Source organism: Streptomyces sp. NPDC021093 (assembly GCF_044333135.1).
Classification (GTDB): Bacteria; Actinomycetota; Actinomycetes; order Streptomycetales; family Streptomycetaceae; genus Streptomyces.
The window spans coordinates 784,133-807,992 of sequence record NZ_JBIRQJ010000003.1; the positions used below are offsets into that span (position 1 = coordinate 784,133).

Annotated in this window: 22 protein-coding genes and 3 pseudogenes; 12 read left to right on the forward strand and 13 right to left on the reverse strand. The window is 68.6% G+C overall.

What is annotated here, in order from left to right; genetic code table 11:
• Positions 1–144 precede the first annotated feature (144 nt).
• Both ACH4SP_RS12280 and ACH4SP_RS12285 read right to left on the reverse strand, forming a co-directional pair.
• Entirely contained in the window at positions 145–447 is a 303-nt protein-coding gene (locus tag ACH4SP_RS12280) for a zinc ribbon domain-containing protein (protein WP_398413429.1), read from the reverse strand.
• Positions 448–582: 135 nt separating this feature from the next.
• Positions 583–957: a hypothetical protein gene (locus ACH4SP_RS12285; RefSeq protein WP_398413431.1), complete on the reverse strand. Its 375-nt coding sequence runs from the start codon at positions 955–957 to the stop codon at positions 583–585.
• A 1,515-nt stretch (positions 958–2,472) separates the two neighbouring features.
• On the opposite strand from ACH4SP_RS12285, the gene ACH4SP_RS12290 reads away from it, so the two are divergent.
• Positions 2,473–3,318 carry a class I SAM-dependent methyltransferase gene (locus ACH4SP_RS12290; protein ID WP_398413433.1) on the forward strand — a complete coding sequence of 282 codons (846 nt, stop codon included), beginning with the start codon at positions 2,473–2,475 and terminating at the stop codon, positions 3,316–3,318.
• Here ACH4SP_RS12290 and ACH4SP_RS12295 read toward each other — a convergent pair.
• The 3 genes from ACH4SP_RS12295 to ACH4SP_RS12305 form a co-directional block, all read right to left on the reverse strand.
• Positions 3,202–3,861, reverse strand: a complete 660-nt coding sequence (locus tag ACH4SP_RS12295; protein ID WP_398413435.1) for a transposase — start codon at positions 3,859–3,861, stop codon at positions 3,202–3,204. The two genes, ACH4SP_RS12290 and ACH4SP_RS12295, sit on opposite strands and share 117 nt — an antisense overlap.
• A gap of 60 nt (positions 3,862–3,921) precedes the next feature.
• Entirely contained in the window at positions 3,922–4,548 is a 627-nt protein-coding gene (locus tag ACH4SP_RS12300) for an ISAs1 family transposase (RefSeq protein WP_398413436.1), read from the reverse strand.
• A 61-nt stretch (positions 4,549–4,609) separates the two neighbouring features.
• Entirely contained in the window at positions 4,610–6,040 is a 1,431-nt protein-coding gene (locus ACH4SP_RS12305; RefSeq protein ID WP_398413438.1) for an endonuclease/exonuclease/phosphatase family protein, read from the reverse strand.
• A gap of 214 nt (positions 6,041–6,254) precedes the next feature.
• On the opposite strand from ACH4SP_RS12305, the pseudogene ACH4SP_RS12310 reads away from it, so the two are divergent.
• The 6 genes and pseudogenes from ACH4SP_RS12310 to ACH4SP_RS12335 all read left to right on the forward strand — a co-directional run.
• A pseudogene (locus ACH4SP_RS12310) lies at positions 6,255–6,404 on the forward strand (transposase family protein); the annotation flags it as partial.
• A 20-nt stretch (positions 6,405–6,424) separates the two neighbouring features.
• A pseudogene (locus ACH4SP_RS12315) lies at positions 6,425–6,940 on the forward strand (ISAs1 family transposase); the annotation flags it as partial.
• 74 nt (positions 6,941–7,014) lie between these two features.
• Positions 7,015–7,293, forward strand: a complete 279-nt coding sequence (locus ACH4SP_RS12320; protein ID WP_398413439.1) for an ATP-binding protein — start codon at positions 7,015–7,017, stop codon at positions 7,291–7,293.
• Between the two features lie 14 nt (positions 7,294–7,307).
• Positions 7,308–7,673, forward strand: coding sequence for a hypothetical protein (locus tag ACH4SP_RS12325; protein WP_398413441.1), 366 nt, complete (start codon positions 7,308–7,310; stop codon positions 7,671–7,673).
• A gap of 43 nt (positions 7,674–7,716) precedes the next feature.
• Complete coding sequence (locus ACH4SP_RS12330; protein WP_398413443.1) at positions 7,717–7,854, forward strand: hypothetical protein; 138 nt, start codon at positions 7,717–7,719, stop codon at positions 7,852–7,854.
• A complete protein-coding gene (locus tag ACH4SP_RS12335) occupies positions 7,820–8,251 on the forward strand; it encodes a hypothetical protein (protein ID WP_398413445.1) in 432 nt (143 codons plus the stop codon). Before ACH4SP_RS12330 ends, ACH4SP_RS12335 begins: the two co-directional genes overlap by 35 nt.
• Before the next feature lie 192 nt (positions 8,252–8,443).
• On the opposite strand, the gene ACH4SP_RS12340 is transcribed toward ACH4SP_RS12335, so the two are convergent.
• Positions 8,444–9,634, reverse strand: coding sequence for a hypothetical protein (locus tag ACH4SP_RS12340; protein WP_398413447.1), 1,191 nt, complete (start codon positions 9,632–9,634; stop codon positions 8,444–8,446).
• Between the two features lie 685 nt (positions 9,635–10,319).
• Between ACH4SP_RS12340 and ACH4SP_RS12345 the strand changes: the two genes are divergently transcribed.
• Positions 10,320–11,021, forward strand: a complete 702-nt coding sequence (locus ACH4SP_RS12345) for a histidine phosphatase family protein (protein ID WP_398413449.1) — start codon at positions 10,320–10,322, stop codon at positions 11,019–11,021.
• A 1,159-nt stretch (positions 11,022–12,180) separates the two neighbouring features.
• The gene (locus ACH4SP_RS12350; RefSeq protein WP_398413451.1) at positions 12,181–12,939 is read left to right on the forward strand and encodes a hypothetical protein; all 759 of its coding nucleotides are present in this window, start codon (positions 12,181–12,183) and stop codon (positions 12,937–12,939) included.
• An 852-nt stretch (positions 12,940–13,791) separates the two neighbouring features.
• Here the strand turns inward: ACH4SP_RS12350 and ACH4SP_RS12355 are convergent.
• Positions 13,792–15,282, reverse strand: coding sequence for a carboxylesterase/lipase family protein (locus ACH4SP_RS12355; RefSeq protein ID WP_398413453.1), 1,491 nt, complete (start codon positions 15,280–15,282; stop codon positions 13,792–13,794).
• A gap of 96 nt (positions 15,283–15,378) precedes the next feature.
• Between ACH4SP_RS12355 and ACH4SP_RS12360 the strand changes: the two genes are divergently transcribed.
• Entirely contained in the window at positions 15,379–15,978 is a 600-nt protein-coding gene (locus ACH4SP_RS12360) for a TetR/AcrR family transcriptional regulator (RefSeq protein WP_398413455.1), read from the forward strand.
• 60 nt (positions 15,979–16,038) lie between these two features.
• Here ACH4SP_RS12360 and ACH4SP_RS12365 read toward each other — a convergent pair whose 3' ends face one another.
• Positions 16,039–16,692, reverse strand: a complete 654-nt coding sequence (locus tag ACH4SP_RS12365) for a transposase (RefSeq protein ID WP_398413456.1) — start codon at positions 16,690–16,692, stop codon at positions 16,039–16,041.
• Positions 16,693–17,154: 462 nt separating this feature from the next.
• Between ACH4SP_RS12365 and ACH4SP_RS12370 the strand changes: the two are divergent.
• A pseudogene (locus ACH4SP_RS12370) lies at positions 17,155–18,232 on the forward strand (UDP-N-acetylglucosamine--N-acetylmuramyl-(pentapeptide) pyrophosphoryl-undecaprenol N-acetylglucosamine transferase).
• Positions 18,233–18,244: 12 nt separating this feature from the next.
• On the opposite strand, the gene ACH4SP_RS12375 reads toward ACH4SP_RS12370, so the two are convergent.
• The 4 genes from ACH4SP_RS12375 to rfbB all read right to left on the reverse strand — a co-directional run bounded on the left by ACH4SP_RS12375 (position 18,245) and on the right by rfbB (position 21,842).
• A complete protein-coding gene (locus ACH4SP_RS12375) occupies positions 18,245–18,592 on the reverse strand; it encodes a low molecular weight phosphotyrosine protein phosphatase (RefSeq protein ID WP_398413457.1) in 348 nt (115 codons plus the stop codon).
• 85 nt (positions 18,593–18,677) lie between these two features.
• Positions 18,678–19,811 (reverse strand): DegT/DnrJ/EryC1/StrS family aminotransferase, encoded by a 1,134-nt coding sequence (locus ACH4SP_RS12380; RefSeq protein WP_398413458.1) that lies wholly within the window; start codon positions 19,809–19,811, stop codon positions 18,678–18,680.
• Positions 19,808–20,824 carry an ATP-grasp domain-containing protein gene (locus ACH4SP_RS12385; protein WP_398413460.1) on the reverse strand — a complete coding sequence of 339 codons (1,017 nt, stop codon included), beginning with the start codon at positions 20,822–20,824 and terminating at the stop codon, positions 19,808–19,810. Before ACH4SP_RS12385 ends, ACH4SP_RS12380 begins: the two co-directional genes overlap by 4 nt.
• Positions 20,814–21,842, reverse strand: coding sequence for a dTDP-glucose 4,6-dehydratase (rfbB, locus tag ACH4SP_RS12390; protein WP_398413462.1), 1,029 nt, complete (start codon positions 21,840–21,842; stop codon positions 20,814–20,816). Before rfbB ends, ACH4SP_RS12385 begins: the two co-directional genes overlap by 11 nt.
• A 218-nt stretch (positions 21,843–22,060) precedes the next feature.
• On the opposite strand from rfbB, the gene ACH4SP_RS12395 reads away from it, so the two are divergent.
• Entirely contained in the window at positions 22,061–23,350 is a 1,290-nt protein-coding gene (locus ACH4SP_RS12395; RefSeq protein ID WP_398413465.1) for a helix-turn-helix domain-containing protein, read from the forward strand.
• Between the two features lie 189 nt (positions 23,351–23,539).
• On the opposite strand, the gene ACH4SP_RS12400 is transcribed toward ACH4SP_RS12395, so the two are convergent.
• Entirely contained in the window at positions 23,540–23,698 is a 159-nt protein-coding gene (locus tag ACH4SP_RS12400; protein ID WP_398413468.1) for a hypothetical protein, read from the reverse strand.
• Positions 23,699–23,860: the final 162 nt, after the last annotated feature.

Sequence of the window (23,860 nt, forward strand, 5' to 3'; positions counted from 1 at the left end):
GCCCAGGCACGGTGCGGCAGCGGGTCGTTCAGCAGGGCAACAGCGGGTGTATCAAACTGGTCGGGGCCTGCGTGGACTCGCCGGACGGATGCAGTCGGAGAGCTTCCGCGACTACGCCGACGCCACAGCCGCTGACCGGCCAGCTCACCTCTTCAGGCTCGTCGTGCCAGCCTGTTCTGTTTCCTGCGCTGCGAGTGCCCGGTGCTTGATGTTGACGGCTGCGCCGATGTCGGCGTGAGTGCTGTGGCCGCAGCCGGTGCAGGTGAACAGGTCACGAGTGCGGCGGCTTTTGGCGTCCAAACGAGCCGCCCCCAGAGCCGTCTCCCAGCTGAACGAACTCGGCTGCCGCGTCACCCTCGACCCGATGGAAGCCGCTGGATGGACGAGTACGGGCGAAGCCCGGCGGAGAAACCCCGACCGGGCCAGCACTTCTGCCCAGACCCCCACCCACCTGCAGTTATTTACGCGTCAGAGTCAAGCTGAGCTGGGCCCGTTACTGTGGGCGAGACTTGCTCGGACCGCATGGTTCCCCACTGGTCTGAGGCAGTGGGGAACCACGCCGCGAGTGAGGCGGACCTGCTGTCAGTTGTGGACGGTCGTCCAGTCACTTGGCTGGCTTACTGGGATATACGCACGCAGCATCGGCTTCTCTGTGCCCCTGCACCCTTGTTTCGACCACTGATGAACGTTGACCGAGCCCTTCCACCACCAGCCCGCGAGATGGGTGGTGGCTGTCGGCGTGTTCCAGCAGTGGCCCACCACCTGTCCGTGCTGGTTGTGACCCTTCACGTAGACGGAGTTGGCGATGTGCTGCCGGTCTTCGAACTTGATCTGCTGGCCGTTGGGGCCCGCAGCCGCGGGCTGGCCGCCGACCAGCAGGCCCGTGGCCGCAAGCACAGCTGCGGCGCCGAGCCCAGTAACCCTGCGTGCACGCGGCGTTCGCATCAATCGAGTCATGTCTGCTTCCTCCGTCTGCCGATGCGGGGCAGATTTCTGCCCCGCGGCCTGTCCGGTTCGCTTCTTCCGGGTCGCCGGGCTCACGACCAACAATCGGGGCAGGCCCTCGGGCCTGCGATGTATTCGGCCCTGGCCGAACCGTCGCCGTCGCGGGCCCGTGCTGAGGAATCAGTCAAGAGGGGGCGGGAATGCTGCGGGTGGTTTTCACGGCTGAAGACCTGCTGCGAGTGACGTTCGCCCGTGAGCCGGCACCGATGATGGAGCTGGCCCTGACCTTGGCCGCACTGCAACGTCCCGATCTGCCGCCCGCCTTTGGTAGATGGCGGCAGTCGATGCGCCAGGCCCTTCCCCACGGCGCAGGCCCACTGACAGAACTGGTTCCCCCCTCCGGACGAGGACCAGTGTTCATGGACCCGCTCAGCCGAGGACTGTCCGACGGCCTCGATCAGATCCGGTCCGCCCCATCCGGATTCGTCCGCTCAGAACTCGCGCGTGTATATGCCCCCGGGGGTCGCCCGCCCACTGGGTGGATCCATGACCTCGCCGACCAGGATCGGGAGGCCTGGCAGCTCCTCGCCGGTGCGGTACGTACCACGTACAACAGCCTGCTGGCTCCGTCCTGGCACCGCGTTCAGGTCGGGTTCGACTCCGAGCGTGCTTGGCGCACCAGACTCCTGGCTGAACAGGGCATCCGTGCCACGCTGGCCGGGCTGTTTCCCGGCACGCGTTGGCAAGGAGCGGCGCTGGAACTCGACCGGCCCCGTGACACCGAACTCGCTCTCGATGGAAGGGGATTGATTCTTCTGCCCTCGGCGATACGGCCCTTCCGGCCTATGCTCGCCCCCCCCCGCCCCGGCGCACCCACTCTTCTCGTCTACCCGGCCGTGACCCCGCTTCCCCTGCTCGACGCGCCGACCGCTGTCGACCCCCTTGCAGCTCTGCTCGGATCCACCCGGGCCGCTGCCCTCGGTCTGCTCACTACTCAGCGCAATACCACGGACCTTGCGACTGAACTGTGCATCGCCAAGTCGTCCGCGTCCGAACATGCCAAGGCCTTGCGTTCCGCCAGCCTCGTTACCACCCAACGCGACGGCAAAGCCGTCTGGCACTCATGCACGCCACTCGGCCTGGACCTGCTCGCCGGATCAGCTAGACACGTTCCCACTCACCCGCCGCCAACGGTGCGGAGCGGGCTGGGGAGACAAAGCCGTGTACTGCGTCGGTACCTTGCCGGTGATCAGGACTCCCCGTGCGGGCCAAAGGCCGTGGGCCCGCAAGGTATCTGCCGACCTGGCGACGACGGGCTGCAGGGCCCACGTGCAGGTCACGTCGACCGGGGAGGGAGCCGTCGGTGAGCCAGGGCCACAGTGGTGCTGCGATTTGGGGTCGTAGAGTCAGTGCGAAGGCCGCCGGCTGGACTCGGATCTACGTACTGCCGCAGTGGTGCTGTGACCCGAAGTCGCAGCGACAGGCCGGAGTGGGCGCGCGTGGGTTCTGGCCGGCGAGGAGGAATGCATGGAGAGCGCGCCGAGCAGGACGGCGATGTTTGCGGCCGTGTCGCGTGGATTGTTTCGTCTGGAGACGGCGTCGCCTTGGGTACTGGACGATGTGCTGGCCCTGGTGCTTGTCGGCCCGGTATGGCGGGAGCTGCGAGACCGGTTCGATCCGCTGTTCCCCGGCCCGGTCCGTCGCGAGTCCCGCGCGGCTGTCTGCACCCGCAGCCGGTACGCCGAGGACCGGCTGGCTGCCGGCGCCTTCACGCAGTACGTGATTCTTGGCGCGGGGCTTGACTCGTTCGCGTGGCGGCGGCCGGATCTGCTCGGCTCGCTGACGGTGTTCGAGGTTGATCATCCGGCTTCCCAGGCCTGGAAGCTCGAGCGGGTCAGGGTGCTCGGCGTGCCGCTCAGCGACTCGCAGGTGTTCGTGCCGGTTGATTTCGAGGCCGAACCGGTTCAGGGTGCTCTGGGCGCGGCCGGGTTCAACTGGGCGCAGCCGGCGATGTTCTGCTGGACGGGTGTCGCTCCCTATCTGACGGCGCAGGCGATCGAGTCGACGTTGCGCACGATCGCGGCGGCTGCTCCCGGGTCTGAGGTGGTGCTCTCCTACCGGGCCGAGGACTGTGTGCTGGACGACGCGGGGACGGAATTCGCCCGGATCTACACGCCGATCGCGGCTTCTGCCGGCGAGCCTCTTCAGCCCGGTTGGCCGGTAATCGAGATCGAGAGGCTGATCAGCCGGTGCGGGCTAGAGGTCGTGGACCATCCCGCACGTGCAGACCTCCAGCAGCGGTACTTCGCCGGCCGTACCGATGGGCTGCGGCCCTATACCTTCGAGACCCTGGTGGCCGCGCGGGTCACCTGAGCGAACGCAGCCAGGTCCGGCAACTTCACCCTCTTCGAGGGCCAGGCGGTGAAGGTGCGGCAGAGGAGTACAGCTCCCTGCAGTGCCTCCTGCTTCCCCCAGGGCTTCGGAGTGGTCGATTGGCGTCCGGTTCGTGATGATCTGCCAGCTCGGCGGGTTGCCTTGGCTGGTCCCGGCCACGTTTGCCGAGGTCTTCACGCTCTGGGCGTCCACCACGGCAGCCGGTGGTTCCGCGGCGCGACCGTGGGCGCGGCGGGTCTTGTCCCGCAGCGGATCGTGGACCCGTCCGGTAGTGCCGCCTGCCTCCCGCTTCGCGGAGTGGTCGTAGACGGTCTTGTGCGGTGGGAAGTCGTGGGGCAGGTACTCCCACGGGATGCCGGTGCGGTTGACAGAGAGGATCGCGTTCACGATCTCCCGCAGGTCATGCACCCGCGCCGCCACACCGGGCCCGGTCCGCCCGGATCGCCACGCCGCGAACACCGGCTCGATCAAAGCCCACCGGGCATCGGACACATCACTGCGATCCGGGCGACGAGTGCTCACCCGCTGTGCAATGACTCATCATCGCCAGCAGTCACAAGAACATCCCAGATCACCAGCTACCTAGCTCAGATGCCCTCTGAGCAAGCTTCCGAGGGGGCGGACCCTACGGCGTGGGCGTCCCAGGGCGTGATCAAGTTCCGGTAAGAGCCTGGTTGTTGGTGATGCCCGGGATCGGGAGGGCCCGGTGGGGGTTGTCACGGATGGCGCGGTTGCCTTGGCGATGTTGGTTGCTCCAGCGGCCTTCAGGGTGCCGGTCGCGAGGTTGCGGAAGGCGGCCATCGCGCGGGGTGCGGCGCCGGCGTGCACCCTTGAGGCGTCCTCGTGGAAGGTGATGTCCCTGATGTGGTGGCTGGAGTTCTCGATGGCCCAGTGTCCGCGCAGGTAGGAGGCGAGTGCGGCGGGGGCGGCCTGGTGGGCGTCGAGGCTGGTGACCGCGTAGACGGTCTCGCGGGTCTCCTTCTTCCCGGTCTGTTTGCGGCGGTGGTGGACGCGCAGGGCGAGCCGGGTGTGGGGGAGGGCGATGCCGCCGAGGCTGTCGTCGATCCCGACGGTCCTGATCGGGCGGGACTCGCGGCGGCCGTGCCCGGAGTTCGAGGCGGTGTGCCGGACGGAGACGGCCATCCGCTCCAGGCCGTCCCACTGGTCCCGGGCACGTGGCTGGTTGGTAACGAGAAGGCTGCACCACAAGATCACGACTGTGGTGCAGCCTCTGGACCGGACACTCTCCGGATTGGCCGGTCGGCCGCGATCAGTATGCGGGGAGGGAGATCACCGAATGGATCGAGTAGTGGTCGGAGCGACCGGTGTAATTCTCTATCGAGCAGGAACTGGTGGAGTTTCCCGGACCGAAGATGTAATCGATCTTCGCCCCGCTCATGGTGTCCCTGCCGTCGCCCGGGGCGATCGGAGAATTCTCGTCACACTCCTGGTATCGGTCGTACATCGGCTTGAGGACGTTGAAACCCCGCGCCGGCGGAGTGACGTTCAAGTCACCGCCGAAGATGGGTCGATAGCCGCGCTGATCAGCGGCCTCGATCAGTTGGGCGGCTTGCTGCCGCTGGAAGGTACGAGCGGGGTCGTCCCAGTTCTGGCCACCGGTGCTGAAGTGCGCCGAGCAGTACATGGCCGCATGCGAGGGAACTGTCGCACAGATCGCAGTTCGCTGCTCCACCTTGTACTTCTGACCATTCTTGTTGACGGCCTCGGCGGGGGACTTCAGGTCGTACGCCTGGTACCAGGTGTTCTCATCAGGAACGGCCACAGCGACACCGTAGGCCCCTCGGTCGTAACCTCCGGCATCCGTGCACTGCTTCTGCGCCTTCATGCCGCTGGCGCCTTGGACGTTGTAATTGATGGGCGCGAACCGCACGTCCCATCCGCGCTTTGGTTGCATGCCTTCCAAGAGCAACTCGATGGGCTTGGCGTGCTTTTCGCAGATTTCTTGGAAGAAGATCACGTCGGGAAGCGTGCCGTGCCGTGCCAGCCGGGACTTGAGGTCCGCGGTGAGCGCGTCCTTGCCTGTCAGATAGTTGGCACAACCGTTGTTGTTATTGCCGCAGAGGTTCCAGGACATCACCTGTGTCGTGCGCCGGGAAGCGGTCGAAGGAGCGAGGGGAGGGAGAGCCTTGCCGAGCTCAGTGCCGCCGGTTCCGGCGATGGTGGCCTTTTCCAGTGTGAAGCGTTCCCAGGAACCGATCGTCGTCGAGCGGGCGCGCAGCAAGCCGTTGTCGCCGCCCGAGTCGTTGATCTCAGCTGATACGTAGAGGCCGTTCGCCTGTGATTTCAGCGCGTACTTCCCACTGCCCTGCGATATCAGGGAGAACCGCTCCCAGTTGCCTGTCTTGGCCCCGCGGGCGCGCAACATACCCTTGTGGGTGTCGCTGTCCTGGACTTCGGCGCTGGCGAAGTAGCCGCTGGCCTCGTAGCGCAGGCTCACGGTCTCAGCCTTGTCATCGGTGTGCAGCGTGAACCGCTCCCATGCCCCAGGGGTGTCCGCTCGGGCGCGGAGCTTGGCCCACTGGTCGTCGCCGTCCTTGATCTCCGACGAAACGTACTTGCCATTCGCTTCGGACTTCAGGACCCACTTCTGGCCGGCAGACTTCGCAATCGCCCCGGTATCGGCGGCCGAAGCCGCCGGAGCGAACACCAGCATCGCCCCGAGCAAAGCTCCCACGGCCACGATCCGGCTACATATTCGATAGAACAAAATCCCCCCATTTCATGGACATCACAGACGAAACATCCTACGGGGCGTGAGCTGGCGGGTCCGGTTGTGTCGGGTTGGGCCGGACAGCGAAGCGGACACGGCTTCGTGATCCTTGTGGTGTCGAAGCCCAATGATCACGAGGTAGCCCGTGTCCGCCGCTCCGTCTTCTCCGATCCCTGCCGTGCTGATGCAACGGGATCCCCTCGGCCCGGACGACGTCACCGACGTGCGCCCCTTCCTGGACGCGATACCCGATCCGCGCTCGCGGCGTGGTCGTTGGTACCCGCTGGCCCCGATCCTGCTGATCTGCGCGGCGGCGACCGTATCGGGCGCCCGGAGCATCGACGAGCTCGCCGAGTGGGAAGTCCGTGCGGATACCGGGCTGCTGAACCTCCTGGGCGTGCGGCGGCACCCGCTGGGTCGGCGGCAGGGCCGTCACGCTCCACGATCGGCCGGGTCCCGGAACGTCTCGACGGTGACGCGCTGGACGCGGCCATCGGGTCCTGGCCGGCCAGGCGGCACCGTGAGACCGGCCCGGCGTCCGAAACGACCGGACCTCGCGCGATCGCCGTCGACGGGAAGTCCCTGCGCGGTTCGGCCCGGTTCCAACAGCCCCGCCGGCACCTGCTGTCCGCCTTCGCCCACGACCGCCCCTTCACCCTCGCCCAGGCCGAAATCGGACGCAAGACCAACGAGACCACACACTTTCAGCCCCTCCTGGTACCCCTCGACCTGCACGGAGACGTGATCACCTTCGACGCCCTGCACTCGGTGAAGGCCAACGCCACCTGGCTCGCGGAGACCAAGCAGGTGCACTGCATCGCCGTCATCAAGACCAACCAGCCACGCGCCTGGGACCAGTTGGACGGCCTGGACCGGATGGCCGTCTCCGTCCAGCACACCGCCTCGAACTCCGGGCACGTCAGGGGTCGGAGGCGGACCTGGAGTTGCCCGGCCGGATACGGAGGATCGCGGCGGCGAGGCTCCGCCACGGTGGCGCCTCTGAGGAGATCGTGGACCGGGTCCGGCTGGTCGTCACGGAGCTGGTCACCAATGCTGTACAGCACGCGGACGGCGAGAGGATCGACTTCGCGCTCCTCCTGCACTCCGGTCTGGTGGTCATCGCCGTGGACAGCGGTGCCGCCTTCACGCCGACGATCCGCCAGGCGGGTCCCAACGAGCAGAACGGGCGCGGTCTGTTCCTCGCCGGGTCCTGCGCCGCCTGAGGCCTGCTGTCTCCGTGTCCGGCATCCGCTCGGCCAGGCTGCTCACCGGCCAGATGGAACTCCCCGCCGCCTTCACCGCCACCCCGTACGCCCGCAGGCTTCTCGGCGACGAGATCGCCCACTTCATGGCCTGGACCTGGCAAGACCGGAACTACCACCACGGTGCGCTCGCGGTACGCGGCAAGTCGATGAACATGCGATTCGATACGGGCGCCCGTGCCTTCGAGGCCGCCACGGGGTGCCGTAGCCGCGGCTGCCGAGGCCAGCTCTGGTACCCCATCACTGCCGCCGACGACCTCCTGGCACTCCACCGCGGTGAACCCGTACGCGGCGCTGTCTCCCCGTACAGCCGTTGCGGACGTACAGCCACGACAGCGTGACCGCTCACCATTCCCTCATGTCCGAACACGTCAAAGGAGCACGATGAGCACTGACCTCACCGACCAGATCCGACTCGAACTCCGGCTCCGCGAGAAGTACGTGAGGGCACTGCACGGCGCCACTGGCCCCGACTTCGACGGAGCCCGTGCGGCAGCCTTCATCGAAGACCTCCCCCCTTGACTCCCCGGCCGACTGGCCGCACATCGTCGTCCTCTGCGGCAGCACCCGCTTCTGGAACGAGCTCCAAGAGGCCAACGCCCGCGAGACAGCCGCAGGTCACATCGTTCTGGCCCCCGGCTGCGACATGAAGCACCCCCACGCCCTGTGGGAAACCGCAGCGCAAGCCGAGGTACTGAAGCCGAAGCTGGACCGGCTGCACCGCCAGAAGATCCTGCTCGCCGACGAAGTCGTCGTGGTCGCACCCGGCGGATACATCGGGGCATCCACCCGCGCGGAGATCGACTACGCCGACGAACTCGGACGCCCCGTCCGCTACGCACACCCGCCGACCACGGCCCCCGCCCCACCCCGCACCGACGCAACGGCCCCTCAGCCGGAAGGCAGCACCCGCCAATGAAGCGACTCTTCCGCCACCGCTCCCACGCGCCCGGCATCCACTCCCCGGAGGATCAGTCCGCCGTCCACGCGTTCCGCGCGATGCTCGTCGCCGTAGTCAAGGACTGACTTCTGGGGTTCAGCTCCGGGGGTGCCGTGACGCCGCGACCCGGCGAAACCGGGGAACTGAGCCGCCTGCTCCGGCCGGTGGGGCTCAGCGGCCCCGGTGGAGGCAGAAGAGGTGGTCAGCGCGTGCGTGCTGGTCCTGGTAGAGCGCCAGGGCGGGGGAGAACTTGCTGGTGTGGCTGGGGAACTGCTGGTCCTTGTCCCAGCTCGTTCCGTCGAAGGTCGTCCACATCAGACGCTCGTCGCTGCCCTCGCCCCGGTACGCGGAGTACAGCCGGTTCTGGAAGACAGCGAGGGAGGGGTCGGCGGCTGTGGTGATGCCGGGGATCTGGGTGTCGCCGGACCAGGAGGTGCCGTCGTAGGTGAGCCAGTACTGGGTCTGGTCGTTGTTGGCGCCGCGGTGGACGCAGTGCAGCTGGTTCTGGAAGACGGCCAGCCCCGGGCCCGTGGCCGTGGAGATGTCGGGAATCTGGGTGTCTTCGCTCCAGGAGGTGCCGTCGAAGGCGAGCCAGTACATCTTCTGGTCGTTGTTCGCGCCGCGGTGGACGCAGTAGAGCTTGTCGCGGAACACGGCCAGGGCCGGTGAGACCGCCGTGGAGATGCCGGGGGCGATCAGGGTGTCGCCGGACCAGGACGTGCCGTCGTAGGTGAGCCAGTACAGCGACTGGTCGTCGTTGGCGCCGCGGTGGACGCAGTACAACTGGTCCTGGTACGTGGCCAGCGCGGGCCGCATCCGGCTGGAGACGCCCGGGATCGGCCGGTCGTCGGTCCAGGCGCCGTTGCCGTCGTAGGAGGTCCAGAGCAGGCGCTGGTCGGAGTCCATGCCGCGGTGCACGCACACGAGGGACTTCCGGAGGACGCCCAGGGCTCCGCCGTCCTGGCTGAACTCGTGGCTGAACTTGTGGTCGGGCGACCACCGGGTCCCGTCGTGGACGGCCCAGTACAGGCTCTCGTCGCCGACGTCGTCCTGGAGCGGGGTCGGGATGAGCATGCCGGGGGCGATCCAGGGGGAGGTGAGCTCGACACCGCCGCTTCCGGCGACGGCCTTCGTCAGCGCCCACCTCGCCTTGACGATCCAGCTGACCACCTCGATCACTTCGCCGATTCCGTCGCCGTCCAGTGCCGCGGACAGGATCTCAGCGATCGCATCGCCCGCTTCGATGGCCTCGTCGAGGGTCTCCATGCCCTCGCGGTTGAGGAATATCTGGAACCCCCACCAGTGGGTCTCGGACCAGATGCCCTCGGTCGAGTACGTAGTGGCCTGCGTGGAACTACTCATTGTGGTCCTCACCGTTCGTGACAGCGGAAACAACAAGGCGAAAGGCTCTGACGGAAATCCAGGAGGCCCAGCTCGTGCACCTTCTTGGAGGGTGTACGAGCAGGGCTCCGTGCTGACGGCGCACGACACTTCGCGGCTCGCCGTCCGGTGACTACCGGAGGACTTCGTCGGTTTTCGTGCACGGTCGCTTCAAGGCGCTTTCAGGAAACGCGCTCGAAACCCCGGCACTGGTGCGGCAGCGGAGCGGGGTCGTCCTGAAGGACCAACTGCGTTCCTTCGTGTGCGTTGGGGAGGGGAAGCAGAGGCCGGTGAAGAGCATGGTGACCTGGTGCGTACACCGGACCCACGGGGCCGATCGCCCAGGTCTGGGAGTGCTTCTGGACCGAAACCTGCGGCCGCCTCGCCGACACGATCGATGCCCCGACGCAGACGTTGCCCACCGCGCTCTTGATGCGAAACAGATTGAAGTTACAGATTGAAGTTGTTGACGGATGTGAGAATCCGGATCTGGTTTCGTCCTTGGTCCTCTGGTCCTCCCGAGGGTGACGATGCCGGCGATTCACTTTCAGCGCACACCTTATGAGTGGGTCGAGAGATCCGTAACGAACATTTCCAGTCAGAGAATTTCTTGGTCGGCTCCTTCGTTCCGGCTGTGGTGAGGCGGCTCCACTGGGCTGCGAGTAGCGTGTGGGCAGTACCCAGGGCGAAACATCTCTCGGTAGAGAACGCCACCAAGTACACCGGCTTCTATGCCCGTCCCCGTCCCCGTCCCCGGCCGTGGACCGGGCCGGCCGACCACGCTCTGTCCCGCGACATCATCGGCCTGACTCCCCGCGGCTTCCTCCAGTGCCTGTGGCTGCGGGACACACTGCGCGACCTGACCGCACCGGGCCCGGCGATCCACACCTCGCAGTACCGGCGCGCCATCGACCGCCACGCTCGCCCTGCCCGGCACCCCCTTCGAAACGACGGCGCTCCTCAACGAGCAGCACTACGGCGCCGCCACCTGCATGACCAAGCAGGAGCTGTACGCCACCTGCCCCGAGGAGCTGTACGCCACCTACCCCGAGGAGCGGAGGACCGGCAGACCCGCAAGCACCTGTGGACGCCTCCCGGCCCCGGTGGCGAGTCCCTCACCGAAGGCGTCCTCGGACGGGCCACCGCGTTCGCCAACGGCCTGCCCGCGCTGCCCGAGGTGGACGTGGTGGCGTTCACGCACCACACCACGCTCCTGGCGCTGCGCGCGGTCCTGGAGCGCCGGCCGGTGACCGACCTGGTCGACGAAGCACGCCTGCACAAGACGTCCAACGCCGCCTTTCGGATCTACGAACAGGCCGCGACCGGCGGCCTGTTCCATGCCCGCGGTGCGCTCCGGCCGGACTGCTGAGGAGACCGATGACGGATGTCCTGCACTTCAACGGGCCCGTGCAGAACGGGCTGTTCACTTTCCACGACCGGCCGGGCAAGGCAGCCGGTATCCGCGCGGCCGCAGCGCTCAGCACCCTTCTGGGCGCCGGACCCGTTCCGCACCTGTGGAACACCGTCACGCTGGCCGGAGACCTGCGCCACCGTGATGCCGGCGACCGGGACACCGTCGGCCGACCGGGACGCCTCCCTTGCGGTTCACAACCGCGGTCATACGTGCCACGAGGATGCTCCGATTTCCGTATTCTTCCCGGCCGCAGGGGCGGCCGGTACTGGCGGACCGGAACAGGGTGCCACGTGTGAGGCGCCCGACATGCTCCGGTCCAGGCGATTCGTTCGGTGAGTGGTTTCAAAACCGGGTTTTGAAGTCACGAGTGCCACGGCACCGTTCATGGCTGACGAAGTCGCGCGAAATCGAAGCGCAGTCGGTCCCGCCCTTGGCGACACCGAGCGGCCAGCATTGCTCGGGGACCGCTGGCTGCCATGGGTGACGTCGGCGTCCGGGCGACGTAGCAGTTCCGTGAACGTGCTCTCGGTAACCGGGGAGTCCACTTGAGCCAGCTGCGCCAGCCGCCGACACCGTCCAGGTCCAGGGCGATGGGGCGCGTCCTGAAGGACATTCGTGGCTTTAACGCTGTTGAGCGGCCCCACTCCTCCGGCCTCGTCTGGACCACCCCAAAGCGGGCGTAGCCCGTTCCGGCCTCCGTCGGCCCCGCCTGTCGCCTGCCCCAGAACCGCAGTGAGGGGCCAGCGCGAGCCGGAGTCGAACGCACCCGTGGGTCCAGTCCGAGCCGAGTCCGGTGGGGCCAACTGCACCGTGAATGCCAGGAGACTCGGGCGGAACGTATCAGCGCATTCGGAACGTATCCGCGCGCTACGGCCCGGATCCGGAACGGCATGACCGGCCAAGTCACGTCTGCCCGCACAGGCCGTGACCGCTTCGCCCTATGGTCGTCGCTCTGGCAGAGCCGCCCTGTGACGACTCCAGCTCAGCGTCCACTGCCCCGTGAGCGGTGTACTGCGTCGACAGCTGAATTACGCGCCGCGTGATCGCTTGCTGGCCTTCTGATGTCATCACCGCTGCCAGCGCCGGGTCACGGGGCAGGCGCGGAAGGCACCCCATGAAGTCCCATAACCAGGCGCGGTCCAATGCAGCCCGACGGAGGCAGGCCGAAGCCGGCGGATCCTACGCAGCGGCGCTGCAAGCGGTCCGACGCGACCGGTCCGCCGGAGCGGAAGAGTGCGCCGAGCCAGCCCGTGCTCAAACCGGCAGAACCATCTGGGACTTCCACGACATGCCTGTCCCTGAAGTGCTGACTGAACTCGTGCGATACCACTCGAACCGCATCGGCAAGCACCTCCACCTCGCCATGGACGAAGGACGCTGGAACACGGACTTCGCGGAGTGGCAGGCCATGACCTTGTACAAGCTCACCGACGCGCTGGAGCACCTGCATCTGCTCATCGGCACCATCAGCGCCTATCTGCGCAACGAAGGGGTGAGTCGGTACTCTCTACGGCGCTACCTCCAAGTCAACGACGATCGGAAGGTCGAGGCGTACTTCACCCCGGTCGTGGAAGAGCACCTGGCCGGGCTCACGGGACAGGAAGCGCCCGGGGACGCATGTGTCTGGTATGCGGTGGGCAGCGGCATTGCCGGACAAACCGGGTGGTGTGATTCGGAACGGAACGACACGCTTGAAGCAGCGCTGCACGCCCTCTACGGCAACTACCCGGACGGCGAGCAGGATCTCGACCACCTGCCAGAACCTCTCCGGGCCCAGGTACTGGCCTTCCTTGCCGCCCCTCATCCCGACAGCCACAGTGACTGTGCGGACAGCAAGGACGCTCCCGGCCGTGTCGTCGCCGACGACGCATAGGCAGCGGGACGTACAGCAGAGCCGAGGCTTTGCCCCGCGCCTGCACACAGCACCGGCAGGTGGCTCAGACCCACTGGCCCTGGCCCTGCGGATGGTTCTTGGCCAGAACACAGAACTGACCGAAGTGGCACAGAGATATGGATAGCCGCATGACGCAACTCACCTGGCGGCGATGGATCTTTGCACCCATCACGTCCTGGCAGGCTCGCAGACTCTCACGTCTGCTCGGGACTACACACAACGAAGCATGGAACAGGATTCGCATCGCTACCCATCCTGAGGAAGCGGTCTACCAGCGCCATCTGTACGCCGGGCAGGAAGATACCGGTCACTAGCAGCGCAGCCTCCGGCCCCCTCCCTCCCAGCTCACTCCTAAGGGCGACCTCTGACCTCGGCGGCGGAGGAGCACCCTTTCCGAACCCCTGGCCTGCTCAGGTTGAGGAATCGCTGGGGAACGGGCGCCGGCCCCGGACAAGTCCGCCTGTCCGGGGCCGGCGCCCGTCACGTCTCGGCGACCACATCCAGAACCCGGGGCAGCTCATGCAGGACGGACACGTTCCCCTGGGCCAAGTGGCTCGGGTGAAGTTGCTTGTGTTGGGCAGGTGTCCTTCGGGAGGGACGTCATGCCGAACGTCCTCCGCGTTGAGCTGACTCGATGGCCCACCGTGTGGAGTGCGTCGTGATGGCAGGCCCACCACGACCGTGCGGACCAACTGTCCCTCGGACCACCCTCGCGTGGGATCTGATGCCAAGCGGGCCGGGCGGAGCCTGGCAGTACGCCAAGTCGCGCTGTCCCCGATGGTCAGGTGAGTGGCGGCATCGCCGTCGTAGGAGTCGAGTCGACCCGGACGGTTACGAATGGTCGAAGGGGGCGGGGGAGTTGCCTTCCCAGATCTGGCGGGATGCCTGTTCGGGGTAGGGCAGAGTCTTCGACTCGGTGTCCAGGACGCGGGTGAGGTGCTCGTCGGGCCGGTGGGCGGGCCAGCCCGGGTCGCCGGTGGTGACGAAGCGAACCCATGCCTCCTGGAGTTCGCGGGAGAGCGCGACGGCCTCGGGAGTGGGCTCCTCGCCGATGAGCTGGGTGGCGACGGGGCTGTCGAGCGTGCCGAACGCCAAGGGTACGTCGAGGCTGTGGCAGGCGCCCAGGATGCCGCCGAGGGCCGGGGCGACCCAGCACAGTTCGAAGAGGTACGAGGTGCCGCCGGCTGCGGCGTTCGCCTCGGCCAGCTTCTGTGACGGCATGCGGAAGAGGGCGTCGGAGTACACCGTCTCCACCAGCTCCTCCGGGCCTGCCTGCGGGAACGCGGCACGGTAGGCCCGCGCGCCGTCCGGTTGCGGGGCGAGCAGTTCCAGGGCTGCGTGGGCGTCCTCCTCGGTGAAGGTGCCGTACCGTCCGCTCACGACGCTGAAGTAGCGGAATTCGTCCCGGGCGTGGCCGACGAGCAGTTCGGTCCCGCTCGCGCGCAATCCGGTCAGCGCGGGCCAGGGTGTTTCCGGGAGGACCTCGCCGTCGACGACGGGGCACAGCGCGGTCCCGGTCTCGGTGAGGCGTCCCCAGCTCTCCCGGTGGGCGTGGAGGCCGGAGTTGAAGGAGGTGAGCTCGGCGGCCAGGTGCCACGGGTCGATGTCGCGCAGGGCCTCGGCGGTGGGGGCCTCCGCGCCGAGCCGGTCCGCGAAGGCGGCGGTGACCTGCCGTGCCAGCGCGGGGGTGCTGTGCAGCCCCGGCACCGAATGGGCGATGGCCCGCCGGAACAGGCCGCGCGCGGACTCCATCGTCAGCAGGGCGGCGACCGAGCCCGCCCCGGCGGACACCCCGCCCACGGTGACCCGGCCGGGGTCGCCTCCGAAGGCGGCGATGTTGCGCTGCACCCACTCCAGCGCCGCGATCTGGTCGAGGAAGCCGCGGTTGGGCGGCACGTCGTCGAGGAACGCGAATCCCTCCGCGCCCACACGGCAGTTGATGGTCACCACGACGACTCCCGCCCCGGTCAGCGCTGCCGGGTCGTACATCGGATCGCTCGACGCCGCCGAGAGGTAACCGCCCACGGGGATCCACACCAGCACCGGCAGTCCCGCCGCGCCGGGATCCGGAGTACCGACGTTGAGCGTCAGCCAGTCGGTGCCCTGCGGGGACACGTCGATCGGCAGGGACAGCGGCACCGCGGGGCCGAACTCGACCGCCTGCCTCGTCCCCTCCCAGCGGTGCGGCGGCGCGGGCGCGGCGAAGCGGAGCGCTCCGACCGGGGGCTGGGCGTAGGGGATGCCGCGGAACACTGCGTGCCCCTGCCGCCGGAGCCCCTGCACCACGCCTTCCGTGGTGCGTACCTTTGGCTGTTCGGACATGACGACTCCTTCCCTCGGGTGGACTCCAGGGTTATAGGTCAGATGTATTATGTCAACCGTATTGGAACAGTTCAGAGCACGAGGGAGCGGCCGACGATGCCGAAACAGGTGGATCACCGCGGACGCCGCGAAGCGATCGCCCGCGCACTGTGGCGGGTGGTGGAGCAGCGCGGCGTCACACAGCTGACGATGCGCGTGGTGGCGCAGGAGGCGGGCATGTCACTCGGGCAGCTGCAGCACTACTTCGCCTCCCGGACCGCCATGCTCTCCTTCGCCATGGATTACGCGTCCGAGCAGACCTCGGTACGCGTGCGACAGGGGCTCGAAAGGCTCGGTGACCGTCCGCACCCCCGTGACGTGCTGCGACTGACGCTCGCGGAAATGCTCCCCCTGCATGCCGACGCCCGCGCGACCAGCCGGATGAGCGCCGCCTACGTCCTGGAGGCGCTGCACGACCAGGCCGTGCACGAGCAGGCGCGCCGCGGTCTCGTCCAAGGGCGCTCCCTCGTCGAGCAGTTGGTCCGCCGGGCCATCGCCGACGGGCACATCGACTCCGGCCGCGACCCGGCGACCGAGACCAACCTGCTCCTCGCCCTCACCGGCTTCACCTCCCTGATCGAGCTCGACGTGATCGAGCCCCAGGACGCGCTCGCCGCGATCGACGTGCATCTGGACCGGCTGTTCAGCAGCACGTGAGCTGCCCCGGGTTGAAGCTCGACCAGGACGGTGCCGTCAGGCTGCGCCGCCCCTCGGCCGTCAGCCCCAATGCTCAGGTAGGTCGGCCAGCACCTGCTGAGCGGCTCGGGTGAAGTTCGTTGCTGTTGCTCGGATCCGGTCGCGTTGGCAGGTCAGGGCCTCGTCGACGGCCTGGCCGATGGCTTCGGTGCTGGTCTGGGTGCGCTGCGGGCAGTTCGTGTACGTCGCCTGACGCCAGATGAGTTCGATGTCGTTCAACTCCGGGCTGCAGGGCGGCAGGTAGAACAGCTCGACCCCGATCTTCGCCAGTTGCCGGCGGCGGTCCTTGAACGCCTTGGCCGTGTGGGCCGAGACGTTGTCGAGCGCGATCGTGCACGGCTGGCGCCGTTCCCGGACCGGCATAACGTCGGCGCCGAGGCCGTCGGCGGCCGGGTCCAGCACCTCCGCGCCGCCGCCCAGGCCCGCCAGGCGGGCAAGGATGAACGCCAGCAGTACGCCAGCGTCGATCTTGCCATTGGTGCGCTCCCGGACCAGGTCCGGCTCTGCGCCGACCATCTTTGCGCCGAGCACGTTGACCCGCCCATTGCGGGTGTCCTCCTTGGACACCACAGCCCGCTGCCCGATCCGCGACCAGGTGCAGCCGGTTGGCGTGGTCGGGGCGAAGCCGGACTCGGCCAGGAAGATTTGCCCGAGCGAACGGCAAGACACGATCACGAAGCGATCGGCGTGAGCCGACGACCAATTCGACCGGGGGCCAGTGCAGGACGACGTCCGGCGTCATGAGGCGGCGGGCCCCGAAGCGGGCGAGCGAGACCAGATCGAGAGCATCGTCGAAGACTTCAGACAGGACATCTGGTGGGCGGTGCGCTGCAGTCGGTGCCTTCGGCGGCTGCAGAAGTGGGTGGAGGCGGTCGCAGAGTTCGGAGATGCCTGCGACGTCAGTAGCGTCGCCGCTCTCTGCCGGTCTGCCGCCAAAGTGCTCCATGCGCAGTGTCCGGAAGGCTGGAGGCCAGCACACCAGGATGGGGGCAGGGGATGCGTGTTTCCCGGCCGGAAGCAACCAGTAGGGTGCGCCGGGTGACTACTGCTTCTCGTGTGCCGCGCCCCTTCCGTCTGATCGTTACGGGGGGAGGTACGGGGGGCCATACCTATCCCGCGCTGACCGCGATCCGTGCTTTGCAGGCCCGGCTGGCGGCGGACGGCCGGATGCTCGACGTGCTGTGGATCGGCACCGCGGACGGGCTGGAAGCCCGGGTCGCTCCGGCCGAGGGCATCGCGTTCACCACGGTCGCCACCGGAAAGATCCGCCGTTCCAGCAATCCGCTCAAGATGGTGTCGCCGGCGAACGTGAAGGACATGGCGCGAGTACCGCTCGGAGTGGCGCAGGCCCGGAAGATCGTCGCTGACTTCCAGCCGGACGTCGTGCTGGCCACCGGCGGATACGTGGCCGTCCCCGCCGGCCTGGCCGCGCGGATGTGCCGCCGCCCGCTGGTCCTCCACGAACAGACCGTGCGCCTGGGCCTGGCCAACCGGAAGCTGGCGGGCTCGGCCACCCGGGATCGCGGTGTCCTCCGAGTCGTCGGTCCCGCTGCTGCCCGAGGCGGTACGCAATGCTGCGGTCGTCACCGGCAATCCGATCCGTCCCGAAATCCTGACCGGACACCCTGATAAGGCGGTGGGCGCGCTGGGTCTGCACGGCTTCGACCGGCGGCGGCCGACTGTGTACGTCACCGGTGGCGCGCAGGGCTCCCAGCAGATCAACGAGGTGGTCGCGGGCGTACTGCCGTGGCTGCTGGAGCGGGCGAACGTGATCCACCAGTGCGGCCCGGCCAACGCGGAAGGACTGCGGCGGAACGCAGCATCCCTGCCGCCGGAGCCGGCGGGCCGCTACTACCTGGCCGGATTCGTCGGCCCGGAGCTCCCCGACGTGCTGGCGCTCGCCGACGTGGTCGTCTCCCGGAGCGGGGCGGGCACGCTCGCCGAGCTGACCGCCCTGGGCAAGCCCGCGGTGTTCGTCCCGCTCGCCACGTCGGCCGGCAACGAACAGGCCCACAACGCCCGCCACTTGGAGGAGGCCGGTGCCGCCGTCGCCCTGCTCGGCGAGGTCACCGCCGACCTGCTGAAGAACGCGATGCACCCGCTCCTCACCGACCCCGCACGCCGGCAGGCGATGGCGGAGCGGGCCAGGGCACACGGACGGCCGGACGCGGCGGACAGGCTCGTCGACGTCATCCTGTCCGCCGCATCCGGCTGACCGACACGGGAGTTACCGGCGACGGCCCAGGTGGAGCGCCGTGCCCGCCTCGATCAACACGGCGCATTCATGGAACACCTCGTCGCCCTGGCCCGTCGGGTCGGGGACGTCACGGTCGCAGAGGCAGAGGCAGAGGCGGAGCTTGCGTGCGTGCTCCTCACCGCTGATCGCCCGGAGCGTACCGAGGACGGCGGCGTCCATCGCCAGGACGTCGTCCGCCCACTCCAGCATCTCCAGAGTGACCTGCTGCGCCCGGTGCCAGGTGAGGTCGAGCCCCAGCCTCCGGGCGGCATGGATCATGGACGGGTGGGCGGGCTGGTCCTGCCACTTGCCGATCAGCCCGGCGGAGCGGACCGTCACCGCAGGGCCACCCCTGCGGGTGAGCGCGGCTGGGCGAACGGGGAACGGCAGTAGTTCCCCAGGCACACGGTCAGCAGCCTGCGCATCATGCACCTCCGGTGGACGTGAGGGCCTGTCCGAGGGCGGCGACTACGAGGCTGATGTCCGTCTCGGTGAGGTGCCGGTGGAAGGGCAGGCTGAGAATCTCCTCGCCGACCCGCTCGGTGGCCGCCAGCTTGCGCCGCCAGGGGGCGAAGGCGGGCTGGAGGTGGTTGGGCGGGTAGTGGACGCCCACCCCGATGCTGCGGGCCCGCAGCTCGGCGAACATCCTGTCCCGGTGCGGGACGCGGACCTGGCACAGGTGCGGCACCGCGTGGTCGGCATCGACGTCGACGAGTGTCACACTCTCAAGCGGGGTCAGCGCCTTCTGATAGGTGCGCCACAGTTGGCGGCAGGCCTGTTCGGTGGTGGCGAAGTGGTCGAGCTGGGCCAGGCCGATCGCGGCGTTGAGGCCCGAGAGCTGGTAGCGCAGGCCGAAGGACTCCACCCGGTAGGCGGTGGCGTTCGCACGTTCACCCTGTGAGGCGGAGACCCCCAGAAGCCGGAACCGGCGGATAGTGTCGGCCTCTTCGGGCGTACGGGGGATGACCATGCCGCCCTGGCCGCAGGTGAGGTTCTTGACCGGTCCGAACGAGAAGCAGGTCAGGGCACCCGTGGCACCCACACGCTGGGCGCCGAGGCGGGAGCCGAAGGCGTGCGCGGCATCCTCGATGACAGAGACTCCCCGTTCGGTCAACTCCCGCTGGACGGGGGTGAGGTCAACGGCCCTGCCTCCGAAGAGGACCGGGACGACGGCGGCCGTGGTGTCGCGGACCGCCTCCCTGACGAGCCGGTCGTTCACACACAGGGTGGCGGGGTCGACATCGACGAAGCGCGGGGCGGCGCCGACGGCCAGAATCGCCTGGACCGTCTCGCAGAACGTCATGGACGGCACGATCACCTCACAGCCAGGGCCGACCCCGGCCGTGAGCAGAGCGATGTGGAGGGCCGCCGTACCGGAGGCGACGGCCACCGCGTCCGGAACCCCGAGAAACCCGGCCACCTGACGCTCGAACTCCTCGGTGACCTCGGTGTGCCCGTACTGCCCGGACTCCAGCACCCGGGCGACCGCTACGGATTCCTGCCCGTACAGGTAGGGGACTGCGTTGCGGCTGGCATCCGGCCTCGACGAAGTATTCACGGCGTCTCCCCTCGCGCAGCGGCCCTGGTTTCGAGTTCGGCGACGTCACCGACGGCCAGGGTCTCGACGTAGTTGGTCAGGAACACCCCGGCCCGGTAGGTGAGGCGGTCGTGGTCGATGGGCAGGCCGAACAGGCCGTTCACCATCTGGCCGACGAGGTCCGCGCCGGCCGCCTCGGCCAGGGGGAAGCCGCCTGCGATCCGGACGTTCAGCTCGGTGATCGTGACCGCGCCGTCCTCGGGGACGAATCCCTGCACACAGGAGACCCCGCGGGACTGGACGGCGCCCAGCGTCTTGACGACGAGGGCCTTCACGACGGGGTCGTCGAACGTGGAGGAGACGGCGGCGAGCCCGGCCTTCACCAGGTCCCTGCGGCGCAGGATCACCGAGGCCCGCCCGGTGCGGTCGACCAGGCAGTCCGCGGTGAACTCGCTGCCGTGGACCCGCTCCTGCACCAGAGGGTCCGGGACGAGTTCGCACAGGACGCGCGCATGGTCCCGCTGGGTGACGAAGTGGACGTTCTGTGCTCCGTGGCCGCGCCGCGGTTTGACGACCAGTTCCGTGCCGTCGGGGACCTGGCCGATCGCCTCGGGCCGCCAGGTGCGCGGGGTCGCGATGCGGTGCTCGGTCAGTACCTGGTGGAAGGCGGCCTTGTCGATGCAGGCGCGTACCGACGCGGCGTCGGGGAGCCACAGGCGTACGCCGTCGGCGTCCAGTTGGGGCGCCATGTCCACGAGCGGGGGGAGGTCGTTCTCGATGCCGGCCACCATCGCGTCCACGGCCAGGTCCCGGCACACCCGGGTCATGACGTGCGGGTAGTGGGGGTCGTCGGCGCGGGGGATGACCTGCGGGACCACGGCGGGCAGCAGGAGGCCTGGGGCGAGTGGGTTCGCGTCGGCGGCGACGACCGTGTGCCCCAGGCGGGTGAGGCTGCGGGCCAGGGCGAAGCCCGGGTTCGCGCCGACACCGGTCACGAGGATCCTGCGCGGGTGAGCCGCCTGGTCAGCGGACACGGGCTACCTCCCCAGTGGGCGCGACGGCGACGGCGACGGCAACGGTGGCGGCGTGCGGGTTGCGCATCAAGGGTGCCCACCGGTCGGTGTTGCGCCGGTACCAGTCGACCGTCTCGGCGAGACCGTCGTGGAAGTCGCGCTCCGGCCGGTAGCCGAGGGCGGCGACCTTGTCGAAGGTCATGGAGTACCGGATGTCGTTCGAGAGCCGGTCGGGGATGTAGGTGACGGACTCCCAGCCGGCGTTGAGGAGGCGCAGGAGACGGCCGGTCAGCTCCTTGCTGGTGAGGTCGGTGCCGCCGCCGATGTTGTAGACCTCGCCCGGTACACCGTCGCGCAGGACGAGCTCGATTCCGGCGCAGTTGTCCTCGGCGTGCAGCCAGTTGCGCACGTGCTCGCCCCTCCCGTGGAGCGTCACCTGCTCACCCCGCAGGAGCCGGGTGGCGAACAGCGGGATGATCTTCTCCGGATGCTGGTACGGGCCGTAGTTGTTCGAGCTGCGCGTCACGCACACCGGGAGACCGTAGGTGTGGAAGTAGCTCAGCGCGACGAGGTCACTGGCGGCCTTCGATGCGGCGTACGGGACCGTCGGGCGCAGCGGATCGGCCTCGGTGGCAGAGCCGACCGGCAGTGGACCGTAGACCTCGTCCGTCGAGACGTGCACGAACTTGCCGATCCCGTGACGCACCGCCGCGCCCGCGAGGGTATGGGTGCCCTGCACGTTCGTCGACAGGAACGCGCCCGCCGCGAAGAACGAGCGGTCGACGTGGGACTCGGCAGCGAAGTGGACAACCACCGTGTGTTCCCGCACCAGTTCGTCCACCAGAGCGGCGTCGAGGATGTTGCCGTGCACGAACCGCAGCTTCGGACTGAGGAACGCCTCGCCCAGGTTCTCGATGTGCCCCGCGTACGTGAGAGCGTCCAGCACGGTGACTTGGGCGACGTCGTCCGCCCGCAGCATGCGCTTGACGAAGTGCGAGCCGATGAACCCGGCCCCGCCCGTGACGAGCACTTTGTTCATGGTTGGCCTCCGGTGGGAGTGCGAGCAGCGCGACGGTCTCGGTTGCACCGCCCGTCTGCACGCCCCACCGTGACGGCCCCGAAGCCGGGCCGGGACTGGCCCGGGCGCTTGCGCACATCCCGTGCCGGACCGGCAAACCGTGTGCCTCCGCGCGCCCTGCCGCCCGAAAGGCAGCGGCGGTAACGTCGTACGACCTGTCGAAGCGCAGGAGGTACCCCATGGGCCAGAGCACGCAGGACCTCGGAACCGTCATCCGCGGCGCCCGCTGTTCCGCCAGACTCACCCAGACACAGTTAGGTGAAAAGTGCGGCTACTCGGCCTCGGCGATCTCCCGGATCGAGGCCAACAAGCTGCGCCCGGGCTACGCCACCCTGCTGCGCATGGCCGAGGTGCTGGGTATTCCGTTGGAGCGGCTGCGCGGTTCTGCTGTGCCGGACGGGCAACGGGTCGTTACGGTGGCGGCCGGATGTCCGTCCAACGAGGAGGATGCGGTGCGTCGTAGGAACCTACTGTCCGGAGCGATCGCCGCTGGAGCAACGGCCCTCGTCGGCACGGGAACAGCATCGGCCGCCGCGCGCGGCGTTCCGGCTGTTGGACTGGAGGACGCCCTGTTCCGGCTGCCGGCGGCCGCACCGGTGCCGCTGGCGCATCTTGCCGCACGGACGACCGCGGCCCGGCGGGCCTTCCGCACGGCCCGCTACGACGATCTCGGTCGTGCACTGCCGGAACTGCTCGCCGCGGCCGAGGCGACCCGGGACGCTTCCACCGGGCGGGCACGTCAGCAGGCGTCCGCCGTGCTGGCCCGCGCGTATGTACTCACCGCTGAACTGGCCTCGAAGCAGCACTCGGACGCGGCATGGGTCGCCGCCGACCGGGCGCTCACCGCAGCCCGCTCCAGCGGACTGCCGGTACCCGTCGGCGAAGCATCCCGCGTCCTGGCGATCACCATGCGCCGCTCCGGCCGCTGGCCGTCCGCAGTACACCTCCTCACCCAGGAGGCGGCCGAACTCGACACCGCCGAGGAACGCACCGCAGCGGTACGCACCACACTGCTGCTCACCGCCGCATACTCCGCCGCCACCGGCCAAGACCGCACGACCTCGCTGGCCCTGCTCGACGAGGCGGAGAAGGACGCCGGACGACTGCCCGCAGTCCCGGGGCTGTTCACCGTGGAAGCCACCCGGGCCCAGGTCGACGTCTACCGCATCGGCGCCCTCAACGCCCTCGGAACACCCGACGAGGGCGTGAAGATCGCGGCCGGACTGAACATCGGCCACCTGCCGACCCCGGAGCGCCGGGCCCGGGCCTGGACGGACACCGCCCGCATGTGGCACGCCCTGGGCGACGGACCGCAGACCTTCGCGGCACTGCGACGGGTGGAGCAGGAAGCACCGCAGGAGGTGCGACGCCCCGCCCTGCGGGCGCTCACGTCGGACCTGCTGTACGGACCCGCACGGGTGCAGGGGCTGCGGGAGTTCGCCGTTCGCACCGGGGCGCTGGCCGCCTGAGCAGAGGGAGAACGGCGTCCACCCCCGGTTGCAGGCTCTCTTGTCTCAGCCCACTTCGTCCACCTTCGATGCTGCGGTTTCGGCACGGACGGGAGGCCACCCCGCAGCTGGCAACCGCTGTGGCCGCGCCCGGCAGACGAGGACGGCCACAGCTGAGCTTCCCCGGTGGGGTGGGGCCGACGATGCTGTTCAGCGGGCGAGGGTGACCTTGATCGGGGCATTGGGGCAGGTGACCGCGGACTGGGCGAGTGAGTGGGCTTCCGCCGGGTCGACAGCCAGCTGCCAGCGCAGCTTGACGGCCACCCAGTTCGCCAAGTACGCGCACTGTGCGGCCTCGAACGGTGGCATCCAGGTCCCCGGATCCTGGTCTGCCTTGCTGCGGTTGGAAACGCGTCGGTTCGCAGAATCCCGGACGGAGTAGCGGGTGAACCCATGCGAGGTTGAGGCTAAACGGTCGTTCGGCGGGCGGGTTGGCGAAGTGGGCGGACGCACTTCTCCGGATGAGCTGCA